The organism is Streptomyces sp. NPDC093984, assembly GCF_044764595.1.
GTDB lineage: Bacteria > Actinomycetota > Actinomycetes > Streptomycetales > Streptomycetaceae > Streptomyces > Streptomyces cynarae.
Genome location: NZ_JBIWIM010000021.1, coordinates 23,016 through 40,078, shown reverse-complemented (window position 1 = coordinate 40,078; position 17,063 = coordinate 23,016). Strand labels below are relative to the sequence as shown.

Below are 17,063 nucleotides of genomic sequence, written 5' to 3'. Positions count from 1 at the left end.
GGCCTTCCACTGCGGCTCGGATCGTGGAGTGAACGTGGAGGAGTGGTTCAGGCGACGCACCATACCGACTGGTTGGGATGGCTGTACGCCTGCTGTGGGTCACGTTTCGGGGGCGATACGGCTCCCTGGGGGAGAACCACGTCGCGATCAACGGGTGGGGTCGAGAAGGATCTTGCGGACACCGGCGGCGCGGCTGTGGAACAGTTCGTACGCCGCGGGGCCCTGGGAGAGGGCGAAGCGGTGGGAGACCACGGCCTCCGGCGTGATCCGGCCGGCCTGGGCGAGGGGGATCAGGGCGGGAAGTTCGTAATGGATCGAGCACAGCCCGATGGCGAACTCCAGCTCCTTGATCTGGGCCAGCCCCATGTGGAAGGGGAAGGCCTTGCTCTGGCTGACGCCGATGACACTGGCCCGTCCTGCCTGCCGGACGGCTTTGAGGGCCAGATCGATCGTGGCGTCCGAGCCGACGGCCTCCACCACGGCGTCCGGTCCACGTCCTGCGGTCATCTCCCGTACGGCCTTTCGCGCGTCCTCGCCCTCGACCGGCTCGACGCCCAGGGTGGCGGCGAAGGCACGGCGCTCCGCGACCAGGTCCGCGCCCAGCACGCGCGCGGCACCCATGACGAAGGCGGACTGCGCGGCCATGAGGCCGACCGGGCCCAGGCCGATGACAAGTACCGTCTCGCCGGGCTGGATGCGGGCTCGGCGGCAGCCGTACCAGGCCGTGGGGGCGTTGTCCGTCAGGACGATGGCGGCCTCGTCGGAGATGCCTTCGGGCAGGCGTACCAGGTTGATGTCGGCATGAGGCACGGCCAGCGCCTGGGCCTGACTGCCCGGAAGGTGCGGGCTCACGCCGTAGCAGAGATCCGTCGGAGCCTTCGCTCGCTCGCACCTGGCGGTGAGTCCCTTCGCGCAGGTACCGCACCGGGTGCAGCCGACCGAGGCGGGAACCAGGACGCGGTCACCGGGCTTGAAGCGGGTGACCTGGGCGCCGGTGTCGGCGACCACGCCGACGCACTCGTGTCCCGGGGTGTAACCAGTCTCTGGGCTGAACCCGTTGCCGCCGTAGATGTGCAGGTCACTGCCGCAGATGCCGGCCGTGGTGACCTGGATGACCGCGTCGGTGGGGCTGGTGACGGCCGGGTCGGGGACATCCTCGTAGCGAATGTCATGGGGGCCGTGGTAGGTCAGTGCCTTCACTGGATCGCCTCCCGCAGCGCACCAAGGCGCTTTTATCAGTAATTAATGCAGCTGTATTACTCCGGGCGTCGCGACGCTAGCATGGGCGTCCGTGACAGCACATGAGACGCAGGCCACATCGCCGCGGAGCCGGAAGGCCGGCGACACGCGCGCCACACTCATCCGGGCCGCCGAGCGGTTGTTCGCGGCCAAGGGCGTCGACGGCGCGTCGCTCAACGAGATCAAGCGGGCCGCCGGCCAGCGCAACGCGATGGCCCTGCAGTACCACTTCGGTGACCGGACGGGCCTGCTGCGAGCCGTACTCGACAAGCACCTTCCTGCGGTGGACGCCCGCCGGGAGGTGCTGCTGCAGCAGTACGAGGACAGCGGTGCGGCCGATCTCCGGTCCCTCGCCGGCGCACTGGTGCTGCCCGCGGCCGCGAAACTCGCCGACCCCGACGGCGGCCGCGAGTTCCTGCAGATCGTGGCCGAACTGCTCAACCGCCCCGAACCCCTCGTCGAGGTCGTCGTGACGAAGGGGTCGAGCATCTATCCCTGGCGGCGCCTGGTGGAACCGCTGCTGACCCCCGAGTCGACCGCGGTGTTCCACACCCGCTTCACCGCCATGCGCTTCTGCCACGCCGAACTCGCCGCCCGGGCCGCCGGCCGCCCCCGCAGGGACGACCGGTTGTTCATCAGCCGACTGGTCGACCTGGTCACGGCGCTATTGGCCGCGCCGGTGTCCGAGCAGACCGCACGTCTGCTGCAGGAGCGAGACCGCAAGGGCCGGTCCGGGCGGCAGGCCTCGACCGGCTGACCGGCCCGGCCCCGCAGTCAAGTACGTCCGGGCATACTCCACCTCCAGTCCGGGCTGCCAGACCTGGGACGCGTTCAGATAAGGGCCGGGTTGCCTGAACGCCCACTCGAAACGGGCGAGCGCGTCAGCAACTGTGCCAGGCCACATCCGCTCATCCTCGACACGGCGGACAGCTGCACGAGTCCTCGCGGAAACGCCGCGGATCCGCCGAACTACAACGTGTCTGCGAGGCCGCCACCGCTCCGCACGGACGGCCTCCGGGCGCCTACGCGACATCGCCCTTTCTGATCAACATGCCGTCATCCTGCCGCGAACGGGGCTGGCTACGCACGCATGATCGAGCTCCCCGTGGGCGGTGCTGGAGTCGATACTGCCGGTGAACAACAGCCGGTGCGGGCGGTGGCGGGATCACCGGCAGGTGATCAACGGGATCATTCATCGGCTCAGTACCGGCTGCCAGTGGCGCAACCTGCCGGAGCGGTTCGGTCCGCGGCAGACCGTCCACAAGCGGCACCGGCTGTGGTCGGCAGACGGCACTGGGAGAGGCTGCTGCAGCACGTCCAGGCCGTCGCCGATGCCACGGGTGACATCGACTGGCACATCAACGTCGACTCCACGTCGGTACGTGTCCACCAGCACGCCGCCGGCGCTCCGCATGTCCCGCAGCCTGTCTCTTCAAAAGGGGCCGCCGGAAGATCAGTTCAGGTGCGGGCGCACCTCCTGTGGCGGCTGTTGGAGGAGGCGGTGCGGCAGGCGAGGCCATGGGCTGTTCCCGTGGCGGGCTGACGACCAAGCTGCACCTGGCGGCGGACGGAAGGTGCCGCCAGCTTGCGCTGGTCGTCACGGCGGGGCAGCGGGCTGACTGCACCCGGTTCGTGCTTGTCATGGACAGGATCCGGGTGCCCCGCCTCGGGCAGGGGCGGCCGCGCCGACGCCCGGATAGCGTCAGCGCGGACCGCGCCTACAGCAACGGCGTCATCCGCACCTATCTGCGGCGGCGCGGTATCCGGCACGTGATCCCGGAGAAGCGCGACAGCCGGGCCGCCCGCCGCCGCAAGGGCGCCCGCGGCGGACGGCCTCCGGGCTTGGATGCCGCCCGGTACAAGCAGCGCAACACCGTCGAGCGCGCGGTGAACAAACTCAAGCAGTTCCGCGCAGTGGCCACCCGCTACGACTAGCGTCGCTACGTCTACCTCGGAACCGTCACCGCCGCGGCCCTGCTGATCTGGGTCAGAGCATGACAGCGGGGAGGCAGGCCACGGCCGGCCACGGCGCCTGAGGGTTTAATTGGTGTGGGCGATCTGGATCAGGTTGCCGCAGGTGTCGTCCAGCACCGCGGTGGTGACCGGCCCCATCTCGGTCGGCTCCTGCGTGAACTGCACCCCCAGTTCGCGCAGGCGAGCGTACTCCGCGTGCACGTCTTCGACGGCGAAGGAGGTGACCGGGATACCGTCCTTGACCAGCGCCTCCTTGTACGGCTTCACCGCGGGGTGGCTGTCCGGCTCCAGCACCAGTTCGGTGCCCTCGGGGTCCTCGGGCGAGACCACGGTCAGCCACCGGTGCTCGCCGAGGGGGACCTCGTGCTTCTTCAGGAACCCCAGCGCCTCCGTGTAGAAGCGCAGGGCCTTGTCCTGGTCGTCGACGCAGACGCTCAACAGGTGGATCTTCATTTTCCGGTCTCCGGTGCATCGGGCTTGAGCCACCGTGCAACGATCTGCTCAAGCGGTTCGGTGGTGAGGTCGTGGAACTTGTAGCGGCCCTGGCGCCGGGTCTGGACCAGGCCCGCGGATTCCAGCACGGCGAGGTGCTGGCTGATCGCCTGGCGGGACGATCCCAGACCGTGCTTGGTCGTAAGACGCGCGCAGATCTCGAACAGGGTCTGACCGTTCCGCTTCGTCAGTTCGTCGAGGATCTTTCTGCGGGTGGGGTCGGCCAGGGCCTTGAAGACATCGTCCGGCACGACCCCACCATAGGCAAGCGGCGACTTGCCTATCAAGCCGGATGCCTTACGTGTGCCAGCCAAACCTGATCGAAGAGACAGGACCAAGTACCCGCGTCTCGGCATCGACTCCGCACCGTCGGGTCCCCCTGCCTGGCGCGAACTGCCCACGCACTACCTTGTCGCCGCCGACGACCGCGCCCTCCCCGCCGCCACTCAGAGGGAACTCGCCGCCCGCGCCGGCGCGACGACCACAGAGTGGGCGACCGGGCACGGACCCATGTACGCCCGCCCCAAGGAACTCGCCGCCTACCTGGCCAGTCGTGGTCCTCGCACCCCGACCGGAGGTGGTCGCGGCAGGCGCCCTCGGGTCCGCCGACTCGGCGCGGGCGACCAGCTTGTAGACCATCGATCAGCTCGTAGTGGTCGGTGAAGAGCGCCGTCGGGGGAACGTCCACCGGCAGCCCAAGGTCCGCTACGCCCACCAAAGCTCTCCGAGCCGACGACCGTCGGCCAGGCATGAGCGGACCCGGGAGAGCCCGTGCCCGCTCGCTCCATCAATCCGGGGGGATCGAGACGATCCGCGGCCGACGAGAGGCCCGGGTCGGCATGGAGAAAGGCGCACCACACATGACCTCAGCGCAGGTCGAGACCGGGTGGCCACCACGTGGCGGTACCCGGCGGGGGCCTGCCCGATCAGCTCGGTGATCGCGGCGGCCACATGGGCACCCCCGGCCACCGCGAGGCTGCCACCCTCACAGAAGTCGTTCTGCACCCGCGGCGTCTTCACGGTCGTTGGTTACGACGTTGAGCACGCCGTCGGGCAGCCTGGCCTCCCGCAAGGCTCCTGTGTGTCGGGGCCACGAACGCCTTCGGTGTCGCAGACATTCGTCGATCCGGACGATCACGGGAGAAGACTGGATCGCGGGTAACACCGAAGCCCTGACAGCCGCGCCGGACGGACCCCAGCGCTGGCGCATCTCGATCCTGCACCATCAGGACGAGCACGACCGCACAGAGCAGATCCGCCGCAGCGAGACCCACAGCCTGCAGCCGGGAACCTCCGCCTGGTCCGGGTTCACGACTCCGTGATCCGCCCTGGGCTCAGCCGGCACCATCGGCAGGACCGTCCTGACAGCCGGGCAACGCCAGCTCGTCGTCGCGAAGCGACCACACCGGCCGCTGCCCGGACGGCGGTCCGGCCAGGACCCGCAACTGCTGGGGGCGGTATCCGTCGCGCGCGTCCTCGACGCTGAAGCCCGCCGAGGCCAAGACCTGGGGGATTTCCTGCATCATCGCGGCCCCGACCACGCTGGAATGCCGCAGGACCGGCTCGTCCAGCTGCTTCAGCCGAAACGCGCGGCTCGCGCAGGCCCGCAGCCGCGGGCTTGCCTGCCAGGCCACGAACACACCGCCCGCTGCGTCGGCTCCGTCATCGATGTCCACCTCGGCGCCACCGGCCAGGACCGGGTCGAGTCCCGGCGCGACCACGGGCAGGCCCGCAGCCGCCAGCTCGCCGCGGACCTTCCACGCGAGCACCTCCAGGGCCGCGGACTCTTCAGCACCCACTCGTTCGAACACCCGCTCAATCCAGCCAACCGCACCGCAGGATCTCTTGGTGACCGACACCGCAACCGCCCGGCCCAGGCTCGCTGCCCCGGCCTCCGCCGTCGCAGCCACGACCGGCGCCACATTCGACGAGGCGATCGCCCTGAACGCGGCGCCTGAAGCTGCCTCACATCCGCCGGGGGAGAGGCGAGGAGTGCTGGGCCCCGTTCACCCAGGTTGCCTGCGACCTGCATCTGCCCTGGCCGACCGTGATGGGCGCCTTCCGTGCGCACACTCGTGAGGTCGTCGACGCGCCGCTGACTGAGACCCGTGCCGCTCGTAAACCGATCGGTGTACCCGGGCATCCCGCCACCGGCCGGGGCGGGATGCCCGGGGGCTGACCCTGCGGGTCAGCCTCCGTGCACGGCGCTGACGAGGTCGGGCAGGAGCTTCGCCGCGTTCGGTGTGCCCAGTCCGGTGACGGGGTCCCATCCTGGGGTGGCCGAGTAGCCCGGGACCGACGCCTCGGCGGCGTTGTTGCCCACAGTCACGTCGTTGAAGTCCGCCGAGTACGTGGCCGGGGCCGACGCGAGCTTGTACAGAGCCGGGTTGATCAGTCCGAGTCCGCCGTGATTGATCTGGTCGGCGATGGCAACCAGGCCCGCCCACTGCGGACACGCGAGCGACGTGCCGCCGATGTCGTACCAGCCCGTGCTGCACGGCGTGCTGCCGCACTTCAGCCCGCTCTGGCCGTCGGGCGGGAGAGACAGGTACACCAGTGCTCCGGTCGACGGGCTCGCCTGCAGGGAGACGTCCGGAACGCCGCGCATGGCGCCGATGGCCGTGCTGCCGGCCGGCAACGCGCCTGACTGGTAGCCCGGCTTGGCGAAGACACTGCTGAAGCCGCCGCCGGAACCGGTCCAGCCGATCTCCGACTGGCTGGGGGTGTTCTGGCAGGCCACTGGCGGGGAGGCGCTGTCGACGGCCCTGCCGCTGGTGGCGCCCGGGTCGGTGCAGAGGTCCGTGCCCCCGACTCCGGTGACCAGCGGGTCCGACGCGGGCCACTCGACGGCGGGGCCGGGGAGCGTCGATCCGCCCTGACCCACAGGTGTCTTGGCCGAGCCGGCGCTTCCGTCGTCACCCGACGAGCCGAGAACGGTGACGCCGTTCTGCGCCGCCGACTTGAACGCGTAGCGCAGGTTCTCCAACGACTGGGCGCTGCCGAAGGCGCCTTCCGCGGAGGCGAAGGACTGGGAGATGACGGTCGCGAGGTGATGCTCGACGACGTACTGCTCGGCAGCCATCATCTGAGGGAGGCCCTGCACCCCGAGGGTCTCGGCGGTCGGCGTGGTGACCAGCAGGATGTTGGCGCCGGGTGCCATGGCGTGGGCGGTCTCGACGTCGAGTGCCACCTCCAGGGCCCACGCGCTCCTGTCCTCCTGTCCTGGGCTGTTGCTCGTGGACGGCGGCGCCTTGGTGGCAGGGGACCCCTGCAGATGAAGCTCACCGAAGGTCGGCATGCCGGGCGCACAGCTCACGCCCTCTTCGCCGCACATGGGTGCGATGCCGAATGCCTGGTCGAAGACGTGCAGATCGTGGGCCATGGTGTCGCTCCCGTAGGAGTCGACGATTGCGATCGTCTGGCCGCGGCCATCCTCCCCGGCCGAGTGCAACGGGCCCACGTTGTATGCCGCCTGGATGGCCTGTGGAGTGAAGCAGCGGCGTCCCGCTGACGCGCATTGGGACTGGGTCGGCGGGGTCCGACCGGTCGTCAACTGCGTGAAGTCGGCCACGCTCGGTCGTACTTGCGGAAAGGCGGCCTGGTGGGCTGCGCTTGTCGCGGGGACGGCGCCCGCCGCTGCGAGGCTGAGGGTGCTCACCCCTGCGAGAAACCACCGTCTGATGGTGCGTGCCATACGAGTCCTCTCTTGGGTTCGAAAGGGGACTTGCGCGTCCGCCCCCTCAGGGTCTCGGGGGGTGGCAAAGGGGGATGCGGATGTGGGGAGGCTATCCCTCGGGGTTGTTCTCCGACAGGCTTGATCTGTCAACAGTGATCAAAGAAATGTGCTGCTGGACGGAACGTGAACTCCCGTGCGCAGGACGGCGCCTGGGTCCCGGTGGCCGGTGTCCGCGGTGACTCCCACTCCGTACAGACGGACGGACTCCCGGCAGCCCGTCGACCGCTCTTTACCGGGTCGTTCCGCTCATTTGACCGGGCAGGCGCTTACGGTGTCGTCCGCAGGGGAGTCGACCGCGTTCCGGAGTGCTCCGCGCGAAAAACAAGGGCTACGGCACAGGGAAAACCCTCTCCGGAGATTCCCGTTTCGCGACGAGCCTTTTACGGGTCATTTGCAACGGCGTCCGGGGCCTGACCCCCCTGCAGCGACGCGCTGGAAAAGGGTCGTTGAAGCCTTGAAGATCTGTTCTTGACCGCGATCCATCAAGCTCGCTACTTTCCTCTCGGCAGGTTGCATCCCAACCCCTATTCCCGCCGGGCAAGCCATTCCGTATTCCTGAAACGCTGCCGTCATATACAGAGGCATCGTTCCGGCCGGCGGGCCGCCCTGTCCCAGTCGGTTGACCACCTCTCATCGGAGGACCCATGATGCTGCGCAGATCGACCCTCGGCCGGGTCGCTGTCACCGCCGCGGCGCTCACCGCCGCCGCACTCCTCGGCTCCTCGCCCGCCGGTGCCCAGACACCCGAGACCTCTGGTCACGCCAAGCAGATGGCAGCGCGCGACGCGCGTCCCGCCGCGGCGGCCTCCACCAACCTCCTGTCGTACGGCGGAGGCGCAGTCGTCACCAGCCCCAAGGTCTACGTCGTCTACTGGGGCTCCCAGTGGGGCACCGGATCGACCGTCACCAACGACCCCTCCGGTGAGGCAGCTCTGCAACTGTCGTTCTTCCAGCACGCCTATGGCAGTGGTGACACCTGGTCCGCCTCGCAGACGCAGTACTGCGAGGGCGTCGTAGTCGGTACCACGCAGTGCAACGGCGCCGGAACTCCCGTCGGACACCCGGCGTCGAACCCGGTGGGCGGCACCTGGCTGGACAGTTCCGTCTCCGCGCCCAGCAAGCCGTCCAATGCCCAGATAGCGGCGGAAGCGGTGAAGGCCGCGGCGCACTTCGGCGTCTCCGGCGACAACGTGCAGATCATCGTGGACGCCCCGCACGGGGCCGTCCCCACCGGCTTCAAGACCCAGTACTGCGCCTGGCACGACCAGACGACGACCGGCAGCGGCGCCCCGCTGCCGTACACCAACTTCCCTTACATCACCGACGCCGGCAGTGCCTGCGGCGCCAACTTCGTGAGCACCGGTAGCACGGGAGTGAACGGGACCACCGAGGGCGTGACCATCGTGGGCGGGCATGAGTACGCCGAGACGCTCACCGACCCGACCGCGAGCACGGGGTGGCTCGACTCGACCGGCTACGAGACCGGTGACAAGTGCGCCTGGATCTCCAGCGGGCAGGGCGCTTCGACGATCGTCGCCATGAACGGCTCCGACTACGCCATCCAGTCACTGTGGAGCAACAACTTCAACAACGACGGCGGCGGCTGCGTCGTCTCCTACACCAGCCCCACCAACCAGCACTGACCTCGACGCCCTGGGGTCGCCCGGCCGCCAGCCGGACGGCCCCGGGGCTCCCGGTCGGCCCGTTCGAGAGGAAGCACATGGCTACGGCCCGCCGCACACCGCCACCGCGGCACTTCGCCGCGGGGCTCAGCGCCGCACTGGTGGCGACGGCACTCCTCACCGGATGTACCTCCGCCGCCGCCACCTCGGCCCCGCCCTCCGCGCCGCCGACCTCCTCCTCGCCGACGGGCGTGGCGGTGCGGTGCCACCAACTCCACCCCGCGACTCTGCCGCGTTCCGCGGGATCCCTCACTCAGGCGGACTCCGGGGCCTTCTGTCTGCGCATCGGCCAGCGGGTGGACGTGTTCCTCGCCGCCCCCGAGGGCGCCGTGCAGGGCATGAGTTGGCGCGCCATCGGCAGCTCCAACCCTCATGTTCTCGCGCCTGTCGGCACCGGGGTGATGACCGCCCCGCTGGGCGTCACACCGGGACTGTTCGTCGCGCGGTCGCCCGGTGCCTCCACACTGACCAGCACGCGCCCCGACGGTACATCGTGGCGGGTGACGCTGGTCGTCAGCTGAAGTGGTGAGCGGCCTGCCGGTCGCCGGGTCCCGGGACGTCTCCAGGCATCGGCGCGACGGACGGGCAGAGACTCTGCCTCGGTCAAGACGGACCAGGGCCCAGACCTGAAGGCCGGCACGGATGAGCGGCCCAAGTACCACCCGAACACGCTCACCTACCCCCATTCACCCAGGGCTCCGGAAGGTCCAACTGCCCGGGGACGGAAGAGCAGCCGTGGGGTGGAGCGCCGATCCTCATCAGCCTTCCAGCACACCGTTGAACAACGCCGGCGCTCGCAAGATTCCTCCTCGCAGACGAACCTCCGCACCCGCACGACACCCCGACGAACTTGCCCCCGTGTCGGCAGAGCACGAGGAAATCGCAGGTAGGAGCCGTGAGTCAGCCCCGACCAGCACCCGCACCCCCGGACAGGGCGCCTGTCCTGCGGTCGTACGGGCCTCGACCCGGACGACCGTGTCGATCACCTCGACCTAAAGACAGCAACACGTGCACCCGCGGGAGCACTTCCTCCACGGCGAATGACTGTCGACCACACCACCGTCCAGCCAGGCGGCTTCAGGGCGGACTTCAGTGGTCGTGGGCGGTCAGTGCGCGCATGACCGGCCGGCCGCGTATGAACCTGGCTCCACTCGTCAGGCCGGCCCCCTTGGGATCGATCATCTAGGGAACCGGGAGGCGGTCTACCGGCGGACCGCCGAGATCAGTCCGCCGGGCCGTTCCTCGCGCTGGGGCGGGGTGCTGACAGGGCGGCCGTAGGCGGCGGCGCGTTCGCGCAGGGTGTGGCAGCTGGCCTCCCAGCCGTGCCCGGCCAGCCAGCTCACCGGGTCGTCGGGTATCTCCGAGATCCACATGGACGCCGCCGATCCCGGCACGGCGTCCGCGCCGAAGCGCTCGATCACGCCGCGCGAGCCCAACGTCAGCCCCATCCGACTGCCGGCCGCCGACTGCGCGCTGATCCGGGCCAGCAGCAGCTCCACCGCGTCCTCGGGCAGATAGATCAGCAGTCCTTCGGCGATCCACACGGTCGGCAGCGCCGGGTCGTGCCCTGCGGCGGCCAGCGCGCTCGGCCAGTCCTCACGCAGATCCACCGCGACGGTGATCCGCTCGCAGCGTGGGACGGCACGGTCCTGGCGCAGCACCGAAGCCTTGAAGTCCAGTGGCGCGGCGGTGTCGACCTCGAACAGCCGGGTGCCCTCGGGCCAGTTGATCCGGAAGGCCCGGCTGTCCATGCCGGCGCCGAGGTGGCTCTGTCCACGAGAACGGACAGCACATGTTCACCACTTCGGGAGGCGTCGGCCTTCGGCTCTGTTCGATGTTCATGGCCGGGGGCGGGGCTGCCGGAGTGAGGCAGCCGCGATGGGCTGTCAGCCCTTTCTGTCAGCATGCTGCTGTGACAGACATACGTGATCAGCGTCCCGCCGAGGCCACTCTCGACTTCCTGCGCTCCGTCTTCCCGCCGGAGTGGCGCGAGCCGGCGCTCGGGCATGAAGCCGTCGCGGAGTGGGAGGAGGAGAACGGGGTGGTCCTGCCGGAGCCGTACAGGACCTTCATCGCGGAAGTCAGCAACGGGTCGAGCCTGGGCCCCGCCGGCGACGGTGGTCTCCAACCGCTCGGCTGGCTGCCCGACACCTGGCCCGACCTCGGCCCGCGTAGGCCAGGGGAACCGTTCCCCCTGGAGGCAGCTTGGGGCTGGGAGGACGATGAGAATGTCAGCCCCGAGGACCCGCGGATCGACGCCGTGTTCAACAAGGGGTCCGTTGTTCTCGGGTCCGAGGACGGGCAGTCGTTCTGGCTTCTGCTGACGACCGGCTCCCGTCGCGGAGAGGTGTGGATGGTCGCCGATGTCGGCGCCGTCCCGGCGCCCGGCGACCAGGCATGGGGCTTCGAGGAATGGGTGCGGCGTTGGCACACCGGCGACGACTGGTGGGACTGATCACTCCGTCCTGCAGAGCCGTAGGTCGCGGACTGTTCGAATCCTTGGTGCCTCCGGAAGTGGTGAACATGTGCTGTCCGTTCTCGTGGACAGGGCCAACCCCCAGCACCCGCGGGGCACGGTCCGACACCGATGGCGCCTTCAACAGCCTTGAGCAGTCGGGTCCGGGCCCGCGGCCAGCCGCAGGCGTTGGCACAGCCGGGCGGCCGGACGGCCGCCGAGCTCGATTGCGATCGACCGCAGCCAGCCCGTCAGCCGGGTGCCGGAGCGGCGGTGTCGCTCGGACAGGCCCGGCACCTGCTCGACGAACGTCTTGCGGGAACAGCTCTTCCGGTCGCAGAAGTACCGGCGGACCCGGAGCCGGGCTATGACCCGGCGCGGGCCCAACGGCTGCTCGTCAAGGGTGCGTTGGTACGTGCTGTGTACGCGCCTCGCCTGCTTCCGGCAGTTCGGGCACCGGCCTGGACGGGCCGTCGACACCACCTCCACCATCAGGATGTCGGAGGCGTCGCTCACCCGCTCCACCCGCACATCGATCCCGGGAAACAGCACGTCCTCAACCGTCTTGCTCGCCACGACAGAGGACACCCTGCCGAAACGATCCCTCGTTCCCGCCGCTGACCTGGGGTTCACGGAACTGCGGCCAGAGCCTTGAAAACGGCCACCACCGCTCGCCGTCCGCGCTTGGTACGGGCTCAACCAGGGGGCGTGTCCATCTGACAGCCAGCTGATCTGCGGTGTCGGTGCCATGTCGGAGCACTGTCGGGTGCTGTCGGTCGGATGTCGGTGGTTCGTAGGCGGGGGCTGGCACCTTTCCAGAGACGGCCGGCCGGAGCTCACCGGGCGGCCCGATCTCGAAGGAGCCACCATGCACACCCCAGTCACGATCATCGGCGCCGGACTCGGCGGACTCACGCTGGCCCGCGTCCTGCACGTCCACGGAATCCCGGTGACGGTCTACGAGGCGGAGTCCTCCGCCTCGGCGCGCGCGCAGGGCGGATTGCTCGACATCCACGACTACAACGGGCAGCTCGCCCTCAAGGCGGCCGGGCTGATGGACGAGTTCCACGCCATCATCCTGGAGGGCCGTCAGGCGCTGCGGGTCCTCGACCGGGACGGGACCGTCCTGCTGGACCAAGCCGACGACGGTACGGGCGGACGTCCCGAGGTGCAGCGCGGCGACCTGCGGCAGGTTCTGCTCGACTCACTCCCGGCCGGCACCGTGCGGTGGGGGCACAAGGTCAGCGGCACCCGTGCCCTCGGCGAGGGCCGCCATGAGGTGACGTTCGCCGACGGCGGCACCGTCGTCACCAGCCTGCTGGTCGGCGCGGACGGCGCGTGGTCACGGGTCCGGCCGCTGCTGTCCACTGCCACACCCGAGTACATCGGTAAATCGGTCGTCGAGACCTACCTGTTCGACGCCGATACCCGGCACCCGGCCGCCGCGAAAGCGGTCGGCGGCGGGATGCTGATCGCTCCTTCACCGGGCAGGGAGATCTTCGCTCACCGGGAAAAGGACGACACTCTGCACGCCTACGTGGGGCTGTCCGAGCCGCAGGACTGGTTCGCCGCCATCGATCTCACCGATCCCGACACGGCCACCGCGCGGATCGCGCAGGAATTCGACGGCTGGGCACCGGAGCTCACCGCGCTGATCACCGACAGCGACGTCGCGCCGGTCCTGCGCCCCCTCTACGCTCTGCCGACCGGGCACCGGTGGGACCGGGTGCCGGGGGTGACCCTGCTCGGCGACGCCGCCCACCTCGCGGCCCCCAACGGCGAGGGCGCCAACCTGGCCATGCTCGACGGCGCCGAACTCGGTGAAGCCCTCGCCGCGCACCCCGACGACATCGAGACGGCGCTCACTGAGTACGAGCAGGCCATGTTCCCCCGCAGCGCCGAGACCGTCACCGACGAGATGCCCGGGATCGACTCCCCCCACAACACAGCCCACGGCCTGATCAACTGGTTCACCGAGAAGGGCCAATGAGCCACTCAAGCCGCGAAACCGATGCCCTTCTTGCGGGTGCCGGTATCAGCAGCAACGGCAGACGATCGTTTGCGGACACTGAAGATCGGTCTGGTACATGACCGGATCAGCCTGGGCGTGTTCGGTGGTTGCTCAACTGTTCGTGTGTCGAGCGGGTGCTGCCTGTGGTGTTGGTGCTTGCGCCGGACGTGAGGCGGTCGTGTCGTCTCCTTCCTGGTGGGCCGGACGCCGGGGCAGCCGCGACGCGGGCAGCAGGCCGAGAGCGGCGAGTGCGGCCAGGATCAGCAGTCGCGCAGCCTCGGTTGGTCCGATGCCTGCGGCGCGCCGTCGAGCAGGTCGTGCCGGAACATCAGCTCGAACGTGCTGCTTTCCAGGACAACAGCGAGAAGATCCTGAACGCCTCACACACCGTCATCCTCACCACCAGGGCGGAGGGTTCGACCCGACCAGCGTCGACAAGGCATTCAAGATCCGCGAAACCGGACACACCACGACAGTGCTGCTGGCCCTCGGCTACCCCGACCCCACGAAGGCGTACAGCAGCCCGATTTCGCGCTTCGAAGCCGGCCGGCTGTTCACCTTCGGCTAGAGATCTCCGGCATCGGGAACGACTGCGGCCGAAGTCCGCAGGCCGCGGACACCTCAGTCCTCGATGTCGGCCCACCCCGGACAACCAGAGCGGCGGCAGGGGCCGCCGGTCATCACGGCCCGCGCGATGTCGGTGGCGGGTCGCCGGCCGGCGACCCAATCGTTGGTGGCCCGGATGACCCAACGGCGTCGGCGGACCTCTCACTCGCCCGGCATCTGGTTCTCGACCTGCACCGCGGGTTCGCCGAACGGGCTCGGCGAGGAACTGTTGGTGGTAGGCGTCGACGAGATCCAGACCGCGCCAAAGCGGGCCTCGATCTCGTCGACGCCGACCGGGTCGGGCAACACCTCTCGCAGCGCCTGGACGTCCACGGCCTACCGTTCGTCGAGCGCCGCGGCCTCCGTGGCACGCCCTTGACCACAACAGGTTCAAACAGGTGGTGGCGAGAGTGAAGGAGGCGCGGACTGATGGCGACCTGCCGTCGGCGGCAAGGCTGCTGTCCGAGGCACTGGGGATGTGGAACCTGTCGGTCGGACTGAGTGAGAGGACAAAGATCTACTGTGAAGGCGTGCGGAGTGTCCAGGTCGACACTGCTGCCTGCTTTGGGTTTCCGGCCCGTACCTCCTGGTCGGCCGGACTGAACGAGAGGACAAAGATCTGCTGTGAAGGCGTGCGGAGTGTCCGGGGTCGAGAACGAAGTCGTCCTGCTGGAGTTGCCCGAACCGTCATCTCCCGGGCCCGGTCAGATCCTGGTGGCGGTTGAGGCGGCCGGGGTCGGCCCGTGGGACCAACTGCTGAACGGCGCCGGCTGGGACGTGGGGCTGCGCCCCCCGGCGGCGCTGGGGATGGAGGGCGCGGGCGAGGTGCTGGCCGTCGGCGCGGGTGTCACCGGGTTTGCCGTAGGTGACCGGGTGCTCGCACACGAGGCCCCGCTGCCCGGGGGAAGCGGCTTCTGGGCCGAACGCGTTCTGATCAACGCGGATCACGCGGCAGCGTGCCCACCCGGGCTGGACGCCGTGCACGCGGCGGCGCTGCCGGTCAACGGGCTCACGGCGTTGCAGGCCCTGGAGAAGCTGGACCTCAGCCGAGGTCAGCGGCTTCTGATCACCAACGGAGGCGGGGCCACCGGAGCCCTGGCCATCCAGCTCGCTGCGGCCAAGGGCATCGAGGTGACCGCCACCGCCTCCGCTGCAGCTGCCGAGCGCCTGCTCGGTCTGGGAGCGACGGAGGTCGTCGACTACCACGACCCGAACTGGTCGGCCAAGGTACGCGGCGGGTTCGACGCCGCCCTCATCATCGCCACCGGCACGGCGGACGCCGCCCTGCCTTTGGTGCGGGACGGCGGCCGACTGTGCTCCCTGACCTCGGACGCGCCTCCGGAGGAACGAGGCATCACAAGTTGGGACCTCTACGTGGAACCCAATGCCGCGCAGCTTGTCCAGCTGGCGGAGCAGGTCGCCGCGGGCATCTTGAAGCTCGCCCCGGAACCCCTGCCGCTGAGCGAGGGACCGGCTGCGTTCGACCGGGTGGTTACCGGCCGGGCCGGCGGTAAGAAGATCGTGCTCGCCGGAGCATGACCTAACCGGGCACCGCCCGATCCCGATGCTGGGCCACGGTGCCCGCCAGGCGTGATCGAGAAGTCGTCCGGCTGAGATTTGCCCATCCCGCAGACAGAGCCGGGTCAGGCACCGGTGGCAGCGAGCATCGCCTCCGGCAGCTTCTACGTCACAGCGCCATGCCCTCCACGATCCCGGCAGCATCCTGGACGACGACCAGTGGATCGAGTGGCGCGGCGGAGGCGCCCACCAGTGGAGCGTTGCCTGACGCCGCTCTTGGCCGGACGGCCGGTGAGGCGGTCGGCTCCCTGGCCGCTGCCCGGCCCGAGACCACAGGGAGCAGTGGTCCTGTGCACCCCAACATGCGCCGCCCACGGCGCTACTGCCGTCGCCTTATGCGGGTCTTCTACATGGTCGCCGCCCGCTCCTGCCCCGTCTCCCAAGCGTCCCATGAACGCAAAAGAGCTGAGGGAAAGAGCCACAGACAGGCAATCATCGCGCTCGCGCGACGCCGTCTGAACGTCCTGTGGGCCCTGATACGCGACGGTCGAACCTTCGAGGCCACCGCACCGCCGCCTCCGGCTGCACTCGGCTGAGACGCTCACAGAGCCTGTCACCGACACCAGTTGACAACCCCATTGGGAATCAGTAGGTGGGCGGATGGCACTCGTCTGGCACGTCAGGGCGGGTGCCGCGGTGACCGGATACTTGTGGCCGAGCGCCACCAACCGGTGTAGCGTCGTGATCAGCAGTCGTGGTTCCGAAGTCCCGTTCGCCCGTGATCGCAATCGCGGGCGTTTTTGCTTTTCAACGCCTCTCCGGACCAGGGCGATCACCTCCGGATCCCGCACGGTGCGGGACCCGATACAAGTCCCCTAGAAGGAGACAGGAACATGGCTCAAGGCACTGTGAAGTGGTTCAACGCGGAAAAGGGCTTCGGCTTCATCGAGCAGGAAGGCGGCGGCCCGGACGTCTTTGCCCACTACTCGAACATCGCCGCCCAGGGCTACCGCGAGCTCCACGAGGGTCAGAAGGTCGAGTTCGACGTCACGCAGGGCCAGAAGGGCCCGCAGGCGGAGAACATTCGCCCCCTGTAACGCCGAACAAGAGAGCCCCGACCGGGCATCGGCTACCGGTCGGGGCTCTCTGTCCGTCCGCCCTTCGAGGGGTGGTAGCGCAGGGTGGCCGCCGTGACACCCACCGTCGCGGCCACCCTTCCCGGCGAGCCGGGCGAGCAGGCCGACACGTCGGGGGCCTATCCGCGGACGGCGCGCCCCGCCGGATCGACCGCATCATTCGCATCGCCGCCCTCGTCGAGGCCGCTCGATGCGCGCCATCGGGCCGGGTGAC

Annotated in this window: 15 protein-coding genes and 2 pseudogenes; 9 read left to right on the top strand and 8 right to left on the bottom strand. The window is 69.3% G+C overall.

The genetic code is table 11. The features are described from left to right. Positions 1-147: 147 nt before the first annotated feature. Positions 148-1,200, bottom strand: coding sequence for an alcohol dehydrogenase catalytic domain-containing protein (locus ACIRC0_RS36710; protein ID WP_403625542.1), 1,053 nt, complete (start codon positions 1,198-1,200; stop codon positions 148-150). Positions 1,201-1,291: 91 nt separating this feature from the next. Here ACIRC0_RS36710 and ACIRC0_RS36705 point away from each other — a divergent pair, with 91 nt between their 5' ends. After that, positions 1,292-1,996, top strand: coding sequence for a TetR/AcrR family transcriptional regulator (locus tag ACIRC0_RS36705; RefSeq protein WP_403625539.1), 705 nt, complete (start codon positions 1,292-1,294; stop codon positions 1,994-1,996). A 355-nt stretch (positions 1,997-2,351) separates the two neighbouring features. Continuing rightward, a pseudogene (locus tag ACIRC0_RS36700) lies at positions 2,352-3,171 on the top strand (IS5 family transposase); the annotation flags it as partial. Between the two features lie 108 nt (positions 3,172-3,279). Here ACIRC0_RS36700 and ACIRC0_RS36695 read toward each other — a convergent pair. Together ACIRC0_RS36695 and ACIRC0_RS36690 are read right to left on the bottom strand one after the other, a co-directional pair. Further along, positions 3,280-3,666 carry a VOC family protein gene (locus ACIRC0_RS36695; RefSeq protein WP_403625536.1) on the bottom strand — a complete coding sequence of 129 codons (387 nt, stop codon included), beginning with the start codon at positions 3,664-3,666 and terminating at the stop codon, positions 3,280-3,282. Continuing rightward, complete coding sequence (locus ACIRC0_RS36690) at positions 3,663-3,956, bottom strand: ArsR/SmtB family transcription factor (RefSeq protein WP_403625533.1); 294 nt, start codon at positions 3,954-3,956, stop codon at positions 3,663-3,665. The genes ACIRC0_RS36695 and ACIRC0_RS36690 overlap by 4 nt, the downstream gene beginning before the upstream one ends. 52 nt (positions 3,957-4,008) lie before the next feature. Between ACIRC0_RS36690 and ACIRC0_RS36685 the strand changes: the two genes are divergently transcribed. Then, positions 4,009-4,368 (top strand): alpha/beta fold hydrolase, encoded by a 360-nt coding sequence (locus ACIRC0_RS36685; RefSeq protein ID WP_403625530.1) that lies wholly within the window; start codon positions 4,009-4,011, stop codon positions 4,366-4,368. A 671-nt stretch (positions 4,369-5,039) separates the two neighbouring features. Here ACIRC0_RS36685 and ACIRC0_RS36680 read toward each other — a convergent pair. Together ACIRC0_RS36680 and ACIRC0_RS36675 are read right to left on the bottom strand one after the other, a co-directional pair. Beyond that, on the bottom strand, positions 5,040-5,615 hold the full coding sequence (locus ACIRC0_RS36680; RefSeq protein ID WP_403625527.1) for a hypothetical protein: 576 nt from the start codon (positions 5,613-5,615) through the stop codon (positions 5,040-5,042). Between the two features lie 278 nt (positions 5,616-5,893). Further along, on the bottom strand, positions 5,894-7,087 hold the full coding sequence (locus ACIRC0_RS36675) for a S8 family serine peptidase (protein WP_403625524.1): 1,194 nt from the start codon (positions 7,085-7,087) through the stop codon (positions 5,894-5,896). Positions 7,088-8,085: 998 nt separating this feature from the next. Between ACIRC0_RS36675 and ACIRC0_RS36670 the strand changes: the two genes are divergently transcribed. After that, positions 8,086-9,084, top strand: coding sequence for a hypothetical protein (locus ACIRC0_RS36670; protein WP_403625521.1), 999 nt, complete (start codon positions 8,086-8,088; stop codon positions 9,082-9,084). 77 nt (positions 9,085-9,161) lie between these two features. Beyond that, positions 9,162-9,644, top strand: coding sequence for a hypothetical protein (locus ACIRC0_RS36665; RefSeq protein ID WP_403625519.1), 483 nt, complete (start codon positions 9,162-9,164; stop codon positions 9,642-9,644). A 681-nt stretch (positions 9,645-10,325) separates the two neighbouring features. Here the strand turns inward: ACIRC0_RS36665 and ACIRC0_RS36660 are convergent. Further along, a pseudogene (locus tag ACIRC0_RS36660) lies at positions 10,326-10,886 on the bottom strand (SAM-dependent methyltransferase); the annotation flags it as partial. Positions 10,887-11,035: 149 nt separating this feature from the next. Here ACIRC0_RS36660 and ACIRC0_RS36655 point away from each other — a divergent pair. Then, positions 11,036-11,578, top strand: a complete 543-nt coding sequence (locus tag ACIRC0_RS36655) for an SMI1/KNR4 family protein (RefSeq protein WP_403625516.1) — start codon at positions 11,036-11,038, stop codon at positions 11,576-11,578. A 141-nt stretch (positions 11,579-11,719) separates the two neighbouring features. Here ACIRC0_RS36655 and ACIRC0_RS36650 read toward each other — a convergent pair whose 3' ends face one another. After that, positions 11,720-12,154, bottom strand: coding sequence for a transposase family protein (locus ACIRC0_RS36650; RefSeq protein ID WP_403625513.1), 435 nt, complete (start codon positions 12,152-12,154; stop codon positions 11,720-11,722). A 292-nt stretch (positions 12,155-12,446) separates the two neighbouring features. On the opposite strand from ACIRC0_RS36650, the gene ACIRC0_RS36645 reads away from it, so the two are divergent. Next, positions 12,447-13,568 (top strand): FAD-dependent oxidoreductase, encoded by a 1,122-nt coding sequence (locus ACIRC0_RS36645; protein WP_403625510.1) that lies wholly within the window; start codon positions 12,447-12,449, stop codon positions 13,566-13,568. Positions 13,569-14,357: 789 nt separating this feature from the next. On the opposite strand, the gene ACIRC0_RS36640 is transcribed toward ACIRC0_RS36645, so the two are convergent. Continuing rightward, positions 14,358-14,528, bottom strand: a complete 171-nt coding sequence (locus ACIRC0_RS36640) for a hypothetical protein (protein ID WP_403625507.1) — start codon at positions 14,526-14,528, stop codon at positions 14,358-14,360. Positions 14,529-14,834: 306 nt separating this feature from the next. On the opposite strand from ACIRC0_RS36640, the gene ACIRC0_RS36635 reads away from it, so the two are divergent. Both ACIRC0_RS36635 and ACIRC0_RS36630 read left to right on the top strand, forming a co-directional pair. Further along, positions 14,835-15,734 (top strand): NADP-dependent oxidoreductase, encoded by a 900-nt coding sequence (locus ACIRC0_RS36635; protein WP_403625504.1) that lies wholly within the window; start codon positions 14,835-14,837, stop codon positions 15,732-15,734. An 872-nt stretch (positions 15,735-16,606) separates the two neighbouring features. Further along, on the top strand, positions 16,607-16,810 hold the full coding sequence (locus ACIRC0_RS36630) for a cold-shock protein (RefSeq protein WP_403625501.1): 204 nt from the start codon (positions 16,607-16,609) through the stop codon (positions 16,808-16,810). Positions 16,811-17,063: the final 253 nt, after the last annotated feature.

Coding starts and splice junctions, on each gene's coding strand:
- ACIRC0_RS36695 (WP_403625536.1), bottom strand. CDS start 3,666: ATGAAGATCCACCTGTTGAGCGTCTGCGTCGACGACCAGGACAAGGCC.
- ACIRC0_RS36675 (WP_403625524.1), bottom strand. CDS start 7,087: ATGGCCCACGATCTGCACGTCTTCGACCAGGCATTCGGCATCGCACCC.
- ACIRC0_RS36670 (WP_403625521.1), top strand. CDS start 8,086: ATGATGCTGCGCAGATCGACCCTCGGCCGGGTCGCTGTCACCGCCGCG.
- ACIRC0_RS36665 (WP_403625519.1), top strand. CDS start 9,162: ATGGCTACGGCCCGCCGCACACCGCCACCGCGGCACTTCGCCGCGGGG.
- ACIRC0_RS36645 (WP_403625510.1), top strand. CDS start 12,447: ATGCACACCCCAGTCACGATCATCGGCGCCGGACTCGGCGGACTCACG.
- ACIRC0_RS36630 (WP_403625501.1), top strand. CDS start 16,607: ATGGCTCAAGGCACTGTGAAGTGGTTCAACGCGGAAAAGGGCTTCGGC.